Raw genomic sequence first — 11,951 nt, forward strand, 5'->3', positions numbered from 1 at the left:
ATTTTATTTCGATTTACATTAAAATAGGTATGAAAATTGCATAAATAATTGTTTACCCCACCCTGATTTGATATAATATGCATGTAGTCTTTCAGGACGGGGGGAGCATTATGAGACTTAATTATGATTTGACACTAGAACAAAGCCAGAAGCTGGTAATGACGCCAGAGCTCAGGCAGGCTATTCAGCTGCTCCAATATACAAGTCTGGAGCTTCGTGATTATCTTGCGAAAGAACTGGAGGAAAATCCTATGCTCGAAATGGAGAGAAGCGACGTGGACTCCCAGACCATAGAAAGCCTTAAGGAAGACAAGGATGTCGATTTAAAGGAGTTCCTTGAAAGCTTCGATGATATAAGCTATAAAAGTGAAATAGACAGAAGCAGAAACGAGTATTCCATGGACAACTACATCAGCTATTCCCCTACTCTCAGGGATCATCTTATAGAGCAGCTTAATATGATCAGCATAGGATCAAGGGAATACAGAACAGCTGATTATATAATAAACAACATAAACAGCAGTGGTTATTTTGCTTCAACTGCCGAGGATATCGCTGCCCAGCTTTGCGTCTCTGTTGAAGAGGTGGAGCTTATGCTTTCAGTTATACAAAGCTTTGAACCAACTGGAGTTGGTGCAAGGGACCTTAAAGAATGTCTGCTTTTACAGGTAAAGGATCATAAGGATCAGATACTTAAGAATATTATTATGAATTACCTGGAGGATATTGCTTCGAATAAGCTGGCTAAAATATCGAAGGATCTTGGGATAACCATCGAAGATGTTCAGGAATATGCAGACTGGGTAAAGTCACTAGAACCTAAACCAGGCAGGACCTTCAGAAGCGAGGGAGAAGACATAAGGTATATTGTGCCTGATGCATCCATTGAAGAGATCGATGGGGAGCTAATAATAACTATAAACGACATCTCAGGACCGAGACTTAACATAAATGAGTACTACAAGAATCTAATATTAAATACAACCGATGAAAAAACCTCTGAATTTCTCCAGGAAAAATTCAATTCAGCTCTCTGGATTATCAAGAGCATCGAGCAGAGAAGGCAAACTCTTTATAAGGTAATAGAATCTATCCTTATCAGACAAAGGGAATTCTTCAGACATGGAGAAAAGGTTCTCGTACCAATGACTCTAAAGGAAGTCGCTGAGGATGTTAAAATGCATGAGTCTACAATATCACGGGCGACTAACGGGAAATATGTGCAAACACCCAGAGGAGTTTTTGAACTTAAATACTTCTTTACCACCGGTCTTTCAGGAACTGACGGGGATGTCTCGGCTACTTGCGTCAAATCGATGATAAGGTCAATGGTAGTAGAGGAAGATCCTAAAAGACCCCTAAGTGACCAGCAAATATCTGAGATACTCGAAAAAAAAGGCGTCGAGATATCCAGAAGGACAGTTGCAAAATACAGGGACGAGTTGAATATACCATCATCGACACTAAGAAGAAGATATTAATTGGGGCTGGCCTTGCAAATGTGCCAGTCCTGTACTATAATAGAGGTGAGTTATATTTTTTTAGCTTACTGGGACAAAATTATAAGCACTGGGACATAAATAGTCCATTATCCTGGAGGTGGTATTATAGAATTCTTGAATCGATTATCACTAATAGCACCTGAGGCAATAGAAATCCTCGAAAGGCGGTATCTTATCCTCAAAACAATTGCATTCAGGCAGCCAGTAGGTAGGAGAACCTTAGCTGCTGAGCTTGGCTTATCGGAAAGAGTAGCCAGGTCAGAGCTTGACATTATGAAGGGTCTCAGGTTATTAAACTCCAACAATATGGGTATGTATGTTACAGACTCCGGTCTTGAGCTTATTGAAAGCCTGGACGATGCCTATAATGTTATCAAGGGGATACCTGAACTGACAGAAAGGGTCGTAAAAGCAATCGGGGTCAAGCGCTTATTGGTAGTACCAGGAGATTCCTCAGTAAGTAAGCTGGTTCTTGCAGAGATGGGTCGGTCAGCAACACAAATTCTAAAGAAACACCTGGAAGAGAGAGATATCGTAGGCGTAACAGGCGGTAGTACCATGGCTGTTGTTGCAGACGTAATAACATCAGAGAAAAGATACCCAGATGTTACCATTATACCTGCCAGGGGAGGTCTTGGAACTGATATTTACACCCAGTCAAATTCTATAGCTGCAAAGGTCGGACAAGCCTTAGGAGCGAAATACAGGCTGCTTTATCTACCTGACAGCATGGGTGAGGATGCAATAAGGCTTGCCCTGGGAAACGAGGAGATAAAAGAGATACTTGATATGATCGATCACATGAGAGTGTTGTTATTTGGTATAGGCCGCGCGGATACCATGGCAAAAAGGAGAACGCTTCCCGATAGCAAGTTTAATGAACTTATGGGTAATAATGCAGTTGCAGAGGCATTCGGGCATTATTTTGATATTAAAGGGAAAGATCTGTGGGAGTATAAGACTGTTGGGCTTTCACTGGAAACCTATCTAAAAGTTCCGGAGGTTATTGGTGTTGCCGGCGGAACAGAAAAAGCAGAGGCAATCATTGCTGTTTCATCGATCAGAAAGGATATGACACTGGTTATTGATGAAGCTGTGGCAAATAGAATATTAGAAATTACAAATTAATCAAGAGGAGGAATTTTTATGACTTTAAGAGTTGGATTAAGCGGGTTTGGCAGGATTGGAAGAGATGTGGTCAGGGTTTGGGCTGAGCAAAATGTTGAGGATTTTGAGATAGTTGCAATAAACGCATCAGGCAGCATTCCTGATCTCGCTCATCTTTTCAAGTATGACAGCATATACGGGAAGTTCGAGGGAACAATTGAGACATATGACAAGGGCTTTATTATAAATGGCAAGAAGATACCAGTGGTTGCTTACAGAGATCCAATAGAGATACCTTGGGGTGAACTGGGAGTAGACCTTGCTATAGACTCCACTGGTGCCTTCAAGGATAAAAAGGACCTTATGAAACACATTGAAGCAGGTGCTAAAAAGGTTATGATAACAGCTCCTGCGAAGGACGAGGACATAACTATTGTAATGGGTGTAAATGATCATTTGTATGACCCTGAGAAACACGTTGTAATATCGAATGCATCCTGTACTACGAACTGTCTTGCTCCTGTTGCAAAGGTAATACTCGATAAACTAGGGGTAAAGAAGGGACTTATGACAACAGTTCATGCATATACTAATGACCAAATGGTCCACGACAAGAGACATAAAGACCTTAGAAGAGCCAGAGCAGCAGCTGAGAACATAATACCGACTACCACAGGCGCAGCCAAGGCTGTTTCTCTAGTCCTCCCAGAGCTTAAAGGCAAGCTCAATGGCTTTGCATTAAGAGTTCCTGTGCCCACAGTATCTCTTGTAGACGTTGTTTTCGAAGTTGAAAGAACGACCACCAAAGAAGAGGTAAATGCGTTCCTCAAGGAAGCAAGCGAGGGAGAATTAAATGGGATCCTTGGATTCAGTGAAGAGCCTTTGGTATCAAGAGATTTCGTTGGCGACAATAGATCCTCAATTGTAGATGCAGAATCCACAATGGTAATAGACAATATGGTCAAAGTGGTTTCCTGGTATGACAATGAGTGGGGTTATTCTAGAAGAGTAGTAGACTTGGCAAGCCTTATAGCTTCAAAGATGTAAGATGATTAGGGTCGGGTCCAAATGACCCGACCTGTTTTGCGGTACCACAAAATTGTGAAGAAGGTGGATAGCATGTTGAATAAAAAGACAATAAGGGATATGGATGTTGCAGGGAAGAGAGTACTCGTCAGAGTAGATTATAATGTACCAATGGATGAGGAATTTAACATAACTGACGATATAAGGATTACGGCATCATTACCCACTATAAAGTATCTTCTGGACAACGAGGCATCTGTCGTTCTTATGTCGCACTTAGGGAGACCAAAGGGAGAACCCGAAGCAAAATATTCTTTGGCACCAGTCGCTAAAAGGCTTTCTGAACTTCTCGACAGAGAGGTCATATTTGCTGACGACGATCTGGTTGTAAGCGACAACGTAAAAGTAATGGCTGAGTCCCTTAAGCCAGGGCAGATAATGATGCTTCAAAATACAAGATTCAGAAAGGAAGAGGAGAAAAACGGAGAGAAGTTTGCCGAAAGCTTAGCTTCATTGGCAGATTTATACATCAATGACGCCTTTGGAACCTCTCACCGTGCTCATGCTTCTAATGTTGGAGTTTCAAAACATCTTCCCTCAGCCCTGGGGTTTTTAGTAGAGAAGGAAGTTGGGATAATGGGTAAGGCTCTTGATGAGCCGCAAAGACCATTTGTGGCTATACTGGGCGGAGCAAAGGTATCCGATAAGATAGGCGTCATAGAGAACCTTATAACCAAGGTCAATGCGATAGTAATTGGCGGGGGGATGGCATTCACGTTCCTAAAAGCCAAGGGACTTGAAATAGGTACCTCGCTTCTCGAGGAAGATAAACTGGAGCTTGCAAATACTCTGATGGATAAAGCAAGGAAGCATGGTGTTGCTCTGATACTCCCCATAGACGTAGTGGTCGCAAAGGAATTCAAGAACGACGCTGAGCATTTTACTGTTCCTGTCGAGAGTATACCACCTGATATGATGGGGCTTGATATAGGTCCTGATTCAATAGCTTTATTTGAGAGCGTCATTAGTGAGGCGAAGACGATAATTTGGAACGGACCTATGGGTGTTTTTGAAATGGACAGCTATAATAAGGGAACCTATGCGATTGCTGAGGCTATGGTAAAATCCGGTGCTATTACAATAGTAGGCGGAGGAGATTCCGCTGCAGCTGTTGAAAAAGCGGGTCTTGCAGATAGGATGACTCATGTTTCAACCGGAGGAGGAGCATCACTTGAGCTTCTTGAAGGGAAAATACTCCCCGGTATAGATGCCATCAGTGAATAAGGAGGAATTCGGTTGAGGAAACCAATAATAGCGGGAAACTGGAAGATGAACAATACTATCGAACAGACAATGCATCTTATCAAGGAGATTCTAGAACTAGAACTAAGTGAAGACGTAGAGGCTGTACTTTGTGTTCCTTTTACGTCGATACAGACTGCCAAAGGACTTACAAGAGAAACTGGAATAAAGATAGGAGCTCAAAACCTTCACTGGGAGAAAAAAGGAGCTTATACAGGAGAGATTTCCTCTGAAATGCTAAAGGAACTTGGAACTGAATATGTAATAATAGGTCATTCCGAGCGAAGACAATATTTCTGTGAAACTGACGAGACTGTTAATTTGAAGCTTAAAGCAGCATTAGAAGAGGTTATCATGCCTATAGTCTGCGTGGGTGAAACACTGGAACAAAGAGAGGATGGCATTCACCTGACTCTTGTAAAGGATCAGATAATAAAGGCGTTTAAGGATATAAAATCAAAGGATGCCGAAAAGGCAGTCGTAGCTTATGAGCCTATTTGGGCCATAGGTACAGGCAAAACAGCAACATCCGAACAAGCAAATGAGATGTGCGGTCTTATAAGAAAAACTCTGGAAGAGATATATGACAAAGAAGTAGCTTCAGCTATAAGGATCCAGTATGGCGGAAGCGTCAAGCCCGAAAATATTAAGGAGCTTATGTCTATGAGGGACATAGATGGTGCATTAGTAGGTGGAGCAAGCCTAAAGGCCAATGATTTCGGCAGACTTGTAAACTATAAGACGGAGGAAGCAAATGTCTAAGAAACCGGTAATGCTTATGATATTAGACGGCTTTGGAATAGGGCCCGATGGTCCCGGGAATGCTGTCAAGCTTGCAAAAAAACCGAACTTTGACAGACTCATTTCTACCTGGCCATCCACTAGGCTAAAGGCAAGCGGACTGTCTGTAGGTCTACCCGAAGGTCAGATGGGAAACTCTGAGGTTGGCCACCTCAATATTGGCTCCGGAAGGATAGTATATCAGGAGCTGACAAGGATCTCCAAGGATATTGAAGATGGAGGATTTTACAAGAATGAGGCTCTGCTTGGAGCTGTAAACAACTCTAAGGAGAACAAAAGCGCAATACACCTTTTGGGACTTGTATCAGATGGCGGAGTCCACAGCCACAACACCCATCTTTATGCTCTGCTGAGGCTGATGAAAAATGAAGGTATCGATAAGGTGTTTGTACATGCAATCCTTGATGGCAGGGATGTCCCTCCAGCTATTGGTGTAAAACATATTGCTGAGTTGGAGAAAGAAATCAAGAACATAGGCGTTGGCTCAATTGCAACCGTGTCTGGAAGATATTACACAATGGATAGAGATAAACGGTGGGAGCGGACTGAGCTGGCATACAAGGCTATAGTATCAGGTTTAGGTCCCTCAGCAGCTGATCCGGTGAAGGCAGTAGAGACTTCCTATGAGGCAGGAAAAACCGACGAATTCATGATGCCGACTGTTATCATCAAGGATACTAAGCCAGTAGCAACTATTGAAGACGGCGATTCCGTAATATATTTTAATTTCAGACCGGATAGAGCAAGGCAAATGACCAGAGCTATAATGGACAAGGATTTTACTGGCTTTGAAAGAGACAAAAGAGTCAAAGTATACTTCGTTTCCATGACAGAGTATGACAAGACGATTGAAAACGTCCATGTTGCTTTCAAAAATGATGGACTTGAGAATACACTTGGCGAGTATATTGCTCACAAAGGAATGTCGCAGCTAAGAATAGCAGAAACTGAGAAATACGCTCATGTAACCTTCTTTTTTAACGGTGGTCGTGAGATTCCCTTTGAGAATGAGGACAGGGCCCTCATACCATCGCCAAAGGTCTCTACCTATGACCTGAAGCCTGAAATGAGCGCCTATGAGGTAAAAGACGAGGTACTGAAGCGAATAAGATTAAGGAAATATGATTTGATCATCCTAAACTTCGCAAATCCAGATATGGTAGGCCACACAGGAGTCGTTGAGGCTGCAGTAAAGGCAGTCGAAACAGTTGACATCTGTTTGGGCGAGATAGTTGAGCAGATGCTTAAATACGATGGAAGGGTAATAATCACCTCGGATCATGGAAACGCAGAAATGATGATCGATACAGATAACGGTGGGGCGTTTACCGCTCACACGACCAATGAGGTACCGCTGATTTTGGTAGGAGAAAGAGACGTCAAGTTAAGACCTGGTATTTTGGCAGATCTTGCACCTACGATCCTTGAACTTTTAGGACTTGATAAGCCAGTTGAAATGACGGGAGAGTCCCTGATAATAAAATAAAACAGGAGAGTGATAACATGAGCTTGATAACAGATGTATACGCAAGGGAAGTACTTGATTCCAGAGGGAATCCTACGGTTGAGGTCGAGGTTTGGACAGAGCTTGAGGCATTTGGAAGGGCAATAGTGCCGTCAGGTGCATCAACAGGTATATACGAAGCAGTAGAGCTTAGAGATATGGACAAGTCTAGATACCTGGGGAAAGGTGTACAAAATGCGGTTGATAACGTCAACAATATAATTGCTGATGAGATAATTGGCCTTGAGGTATTCGATCAGGTTCTGATCGACCAAATACTGATAGAGCTGGACGATACCAATAATAAGGGAAAGCTTGGTGCAAATGCTATTCTGGCAGTGTCCATGGCGGCAGCTAGGGCAGCAGCAAATGAATTGGGAGTGCCTTTGTACCAATATCTAGGCGGAGTAAACGCGAAAACTCTCCCGGTTCCAATGATGAACATCCTAAACGGTGGAGAGCATGCTGACAATAACATTGATATCCAAGAGTTTATGGTAATGCCGGTAGGTGCAACAAGCTTTAAGGAAGGACTGAGGATGGGTACAGAGGTATTCCATAACCTTAAGGCTGTTTTGAAATCAAAGGGCCTTAGTACATCAGTTGGTGACGAAGGAGGTTTTGCACCTAATCTGTCCAGTAATGAGGAAGCCCTTGCAACAATAGTTGAGGCGATAAAAAAGGCAGGCTATGAGCCAGGAAAAGATCTGGTACTTGCACTGGATGTCGCAGCCTCAGGTATGTATGATGAAGAGAGTAAAACCTATAATCTTAAAGGCGAAGGCAGAGTATTGTCTGTTGAGGAGATGGTCAGCTATTACGAGGAGCTTGTTGAAAAATATCCTATAGTATCGATAGAGGACGGACTGGGTGAGGATGACTGGGATGGCTGGAAGCTTATGACGGACAAGCTTGGTAAGAAAATCCAAATCGTCGGTGACGATCTTTTCGTTACTAATACCGAGAGACTGCAAAAAGGTATCGAAATGGGTGTTGCAAATTCGATTCTTATTAAGCTAAATCAGATAGGTACAATAACAGAAACCCTGGATGCAATTGAACTGGCAAAGGTAAATGGCTATACTGCAGTAATTTCCCACAGATCAGGCGAAACAGAGGATTCCACTATTGCTGATTTGGCAGTGGCTACAAATGCAGGTCAGATAAAAACTGGTGCTCCGTCAAGAACAGACAGGGTCGCTAAGTATAACCAGTTGCTCAGGATAGAGGATGGACTTGGTGAAATGGCAAAATACAAGGGCATCAAAACCTTCTATAACATAAAAAAATAAGCTTTGACAACTATTAAGTACAGAGGTAAAATAAAACGCAAATGCAAATAATTTGCATTTGCGTTTTATTTTTTATTGAGGGGGTATATTTTACTAGTAATCGCTAAGGGGGTAAAATAATGAGATCAATAAAATTCCTTGTTCTTTTAATTGCAGCTTTTAGCCTGCTATTAATAGCAGGATGCACGACAGATACAGCTGAAAAGGGACTAAAACCGGCCAGTCAGGTAACTGAAGAGAAAAAAATATCGATTACAGCGACGCTTTTCCCTCAGTATGATTTTGCCAGGGAAATAGGAGGAGAAAGGGTTGAGGTTACTCTATTATTGCCTCCGGGAATGGAAGCACACTCCTTTGAGCCTACACCACAGGATATTGTATCACTATCCAAATCAGATATCCTACTGTATACAGGTCAAGCTATGGAGCCTTGGGCAGCAAACATTGTAGAAAATTTGAAGTCTCAGGGAGTAATAGTAGTCGATTTATCAGAGGATATTCCCATGCTTGAGCTGGAGGATAGTGTAGATGACCATAATGATGAGGATGAACACGAGGATGGAAATCACGGAGTAGACCCGCATTATTGGACGGATCCTAACATGGCTGTCATAATGGCAGAACGAATATATACTGCTCTCTATGAAGCGGATCCTGAAAATGCCGCATACTATAGTGAAAACACTGAATCACTTAAGGAAAAGCTGATCAAGCTGGATCAGGATATACGAACTGTTGTTGACAATTCAAAGTCACATACCATTTTATCAGGTGGGCATTTCGCATTCGGATACTTCGCTCACAGATATGGCCTTGAGCATATGTCGCCTTATGAAGGTTTTTCACCAAATGCTGAACCAAGCCCCAAGAGCATAGCAAGTCTTATGGAAACAGTTGCTTCTACAGATGCTCAGGCAATATTTTATGAAGAGCTTGCTGATCCCAAGGTGGCCAGAGTGATCGCAGAGGAGACGGGTGTTCAGATCCTCCTTTTACATGGCGTCCACAACGTATCAATGGAAGACCTTGAGTCAGGGAAAGGATACATCGACTTTATGTACGAAAATCTTGAGAACCTTAAGATAGGATTGGGATATTATGAATAAAATTTTAGAAGTCAGGGAACTCTGTGTCAGTTATGGGCAGCAGGAGGTTTTGAAAAATATCTCCTTCGAGATAAATGAGGGAGATTATATAGGGCTTGTAGGCGCCAATGGATCAGGAAAAACAACATTGGTCAAAGCTCTTCTCGGTCTTATGGAGGTTGATTCAGGAGAAGTAGTCGCTTATTCAGCTAATGGAGTAAAGGGAACCATTGGATATCTGCCACAGGTCGCTGTAACTGGCAATACCCTTTTTCCAGCGGAGGTACATGAGGTTATTGCTGTAGGCCTGATTGGCTCAAAAAGCTTTCCAAAGAGGATAGGAAAGGAAGACGACAGAAAAATCGACGATATATTGAAGAGGCTTGATATATACAGCCTGAAGCATAAAAAGATCGGCGACCTTTCAGGAGGACAACAACAGAGAGTTCTTTTGGCAAGAGCTATGGTGAATAGCCCCAGGCTGTTAATACTGGACGAGCCCACTAGTGCACTGGACCCAAAGGTAAGAAGTGATTTTTTCAAATTGATAAGGGACATAAATAGAAATGAGGGTACCAGTATCCTTTTGGTATCACATGATATTGCTTCCATTAGAAAATGTGCTGGGAAGATTATGCTGCTGGATAGAGAAATCGAGTATTTTGGTCCTGCCGAGGAATTCCCGGAATATGACCATATTCATTGAGAGGTGTCAATATGACCGAAGTATTTGAATTGATCAAGGAAGCTCTTAGCTACAGCTTCATGCAGAGAGCAATAATAGTTGGGGTTTTTATTGCGCTCAGCAGTGCACTTCTTGGTATTTTCCTGGTACTGAAGAAGTATTCCATGATAGGTGACGGACTTGCCCACGTAAGTTTTGCAACAGTCGCGATAGCTCTGTTTTTGGGTACTTCGCCGCTATTAGTGTCTATCCCTGTCGTTATTCTGGCATCGATATTTATAATGAAGCTAAATGAAAAAGCGGGACTTCACGGAGATGCAGCAATTGGGTTGGTCTCATCATTCTCAGTAGCCTTAGGCGTTTTGATTTCAAGTGTTGCAGGAGGATTCAACATAGACCTTTTCAGCTACCTGTTTGGAAGCATTTTGGCGATAAAAGACTCAGACTTGTATTTGTCTGTTATTTTGGCTGGATTTGTCATCGCACTTGTGGTATTCTTCTACAACGATCTTTTTGCAGTAACTCATGATGAGGAATTTGCCAGTGTGATAGGTGTTAGAACAAAGCTTATGAACTACCTTATAGCGACTCTTGCATCAATAACTATAGTCCTTGGGATAAGAGTTGTAGGTACAATGCTTATATCCAGCATGATCGTATTCCCAACGGTTACTGCCCTTCAGATTTCGAGGAGTTTTAAATCTACAATATTGATTTCAGCATTGATATCAGTGGCAGCAGTCATAATAGGGGTATTGACTTCCTATGTTTTAAATTTTCCATCAGGTGCCACAATAGTAATGGTAAATGCGCTGATGTTCATTGTTTTCTTTGTTTTGAAGCCTATTCTTAGGAATTAGGAGGGCGTAAGATGAAGCAGGATGAAATAGTATTGCTTTTGAAGGCAAATAACATTAAAGTTACTAAGCAAAGAGTAGGAATAGTACAACTGCTGTCTGAAACAAATTCACCATTGACAGCGGAAGATATATATCTTAAACTTTCAGAAGGAGAAAAAGGAACCGCCAACCTGTCAACTGTATATAGGATACTGGATGCCTTTACTCAAAAAGATATCCTTATAAAAACAAATCTCAACCTTGAGGGAAAAGCAACCTATGAGCTGAACCACAGGGAGCACAGGCATCATATCATTTGTATAGTTTGTAATGAGATAATACCTATAAAAGGTTGTCCTCTGGGGGACTATGAAACAAGGATAAGAAAAGCTACCGGTTATGAGATACTTGGCCATAATCTCGAAATAAGGGGAGTGTGCCCAAAGTGTCAGAAAGCAAAAAGGGATTGAACTCAAATGACTTTTGCCGTTGCTTTTACTATTGGGCTATGTTAAAATGTTAATGTTATAGACTTGGATAAATAATTATTTGGGATACAGGGGGTGTAGGAATGTCAACTTTGTTTTCAATCTTAATGCTGGTAGCCAGCATCACCATGATAATCAGCATCGTCATGCAGGAAAGCAAGTCAGAGGGCCTTGGAGCCATGGGTGGCGGATCTGCGGATTCATTGTTCGGAAAGAGCATTGGTACCAGCAGACAAGCCATGTTGAGGAAGGTAACTATTGCTTCGTCAATAGTGTTTATAATTTCTGCTATAGCATTGGCAGCATTTTAAGGAGGAAGG

At 42.1% G+C, this 11,951-nt stretch carries 12 protein-coding genes; all 12 read left to right on the forward strand.

The annotated features are described in order from the left end of the window. The first annotated feature begins 110 nt into the window (after window positions 1–110). Window positions 111–1,481 carry an RNA polymerase factor sigma-54 gene (gene rpoN / locus AC4PHB_RS01960; protein ID WP_492136988.1) on the forward strand — a complete coding sequence of 457 codons (1,371 nt, stop codon included), beginning with the start codon at window positions 111–113 and terminating at the stop codon, window positions 1,479–1,481. Between the two features lie 135 nt (window positions 1,482–1,616). Then, window positions 1,617–2,630 (forward strand): sugar-binding transcriptional regulator, encoded by a 1,014-nt coding sequence (locus tag AC4PHB_RS01965; protein WP_492136989.1) that lies wholly within the window; start codon window positions 1,617–1,619, stop codon window positions 2,628–2,630. An 18-nt stretch (window positions 2,631–2,648) separates the two neighbouring features. Next, the gene (gap, locus tag AC4PHB_RS01970) at window positions 2,649–3,656 is read left to right on the forward strand and encodes a type I glyceraldehyde-3-phosphate dehydrogenase (RefSeq protein ID WP_492136990.1); all 1,008 of its coding nucleotides are present in this window, start codon (window positions 2,649–2,651) and stop codon (window positions 3,654–3,656) included. 75 nt (window positions 3,657–3,731) lie between these two features. After that, window positions 3,732–4,919: a phosphoglycerate kinase gene (locus tag AC4PHB_RS01975; RefSeq protein ID WP_492137735.1), complete on the forward strand. Its 1,188-nt coding sequence runs from the start codon at window positions 3,732–3,734 to the stop codon at window positions 4,917–4,919. A 12-nt stretch (window positions 4,920–4,931) separates the two neighbouring features. Next, window positions 4,932–5,699, forward strand: a complete 768-nt coding sequence (tpiA, locus tag AC4PHB_RS01980; RefSeq protein ID WP_492136991.1) for a triose-phosphate isomerase — start codon at window positions 4,932–4,934, stop codon at window positions 5,697–5,699. Beyond that, a complete protein-coding gene (gene gpmI, locus AC4PHB_RS01985; RefSeq protein ID WP_492136992.1) occupies window positions 5,692–7,224 on the forward strand; it encodes a 2,3-bisphosphoglycerate-independent phosphoglycerate mutase in 1,533 nt (510 codons plus the stop codon). Before tpiA ends, gpmI begins: the two co-directional genes overlap by 8 nt. Window positions 7,225–7,241: 17 nt before the next feature. Beyond that, entirely contained in the window at window positions 7,242–8,534 is a 1,293-nt protein-coding gene (gene eno, locus AC4PHB_RS01990) for a phosphopyruvate hydratase (protein ID WP_492136993.1), read from the forward strand. Between the two features lie 119 nt (window positions 8,535–8,653). Further along, the gene (locus tag AC4PHB_RS01995) at window positions 8,654–9,640 is read left to right on the forward strand and encodes a metal ABC transporter solute-binding protein, Zn/Mn family (RefSeq protein WP_492136994.1); all 987 of its coding nucleotides are present in this window, start codon (window positions 8,654–8,656) and stop codon (window positions 9,638–9,640) included. Further along, window positions 9,633–10,325: a metal ABC transporter ATP-binding protein gene (locus tag AC4PHB_RS02000; RefSeq protein ID WP_492136995.1), complete on the forward strand. Its 693-nt coding sequence runs from the start codon at window positions 9,633–9,635 to the stop codon at window positions 10,323–10,325. Before AC4PHB_RS01995 ends, AC4PHB_RS02000 begins: the two co-directional genes overlap by 8 nt. An 11-nt stretch (window positions 10,326–10,336) precedes the next feature. Continuing rightward, window positions 10,337–11,164 (forward strand): metal ABC transporter permease, encoded by an 828-nt coding sequence (locus AC4PHB_RS02005; protein ID WP_492136996.1) that lies wholly within the window; start codon window positions 10,337–10,339, stop codon window positions 11,162–11,164. 11 nt (window positions 11,165–11,175) lie between these two features. After that, window positions 11,176–11,613: a Fur family transcriptional regulator gene (locus tag AC4PHB_RS02010; RefSeq protein WP_492136997.1), complete on the forward strand. Its 438-nt coding sequence runs from the start codon at window positions 11,176–11,178 to the stop codon at window positions 11,611–11,613. 101 nt (window positions 11,614–11,714) lie between these two features. Beyond that, on the forward strand, window positions 11,715–11,942 hold the full coding sequence (gene secG, locus AC4PHB_RS02015; RefSeq protein WP_492136998.1) for a preprotein translocase subunit SecG: 228 nt from the start codon (window positions 11,715–11,717) through the stop codon (window positions 11,940–11,942). The last annotated feature ends 9 nt before the right edge of the window (window positions 11,943–11,951 follow it).

The organism is Gudongella sp. QWL-04 (genome assembly GCF_058683975.1).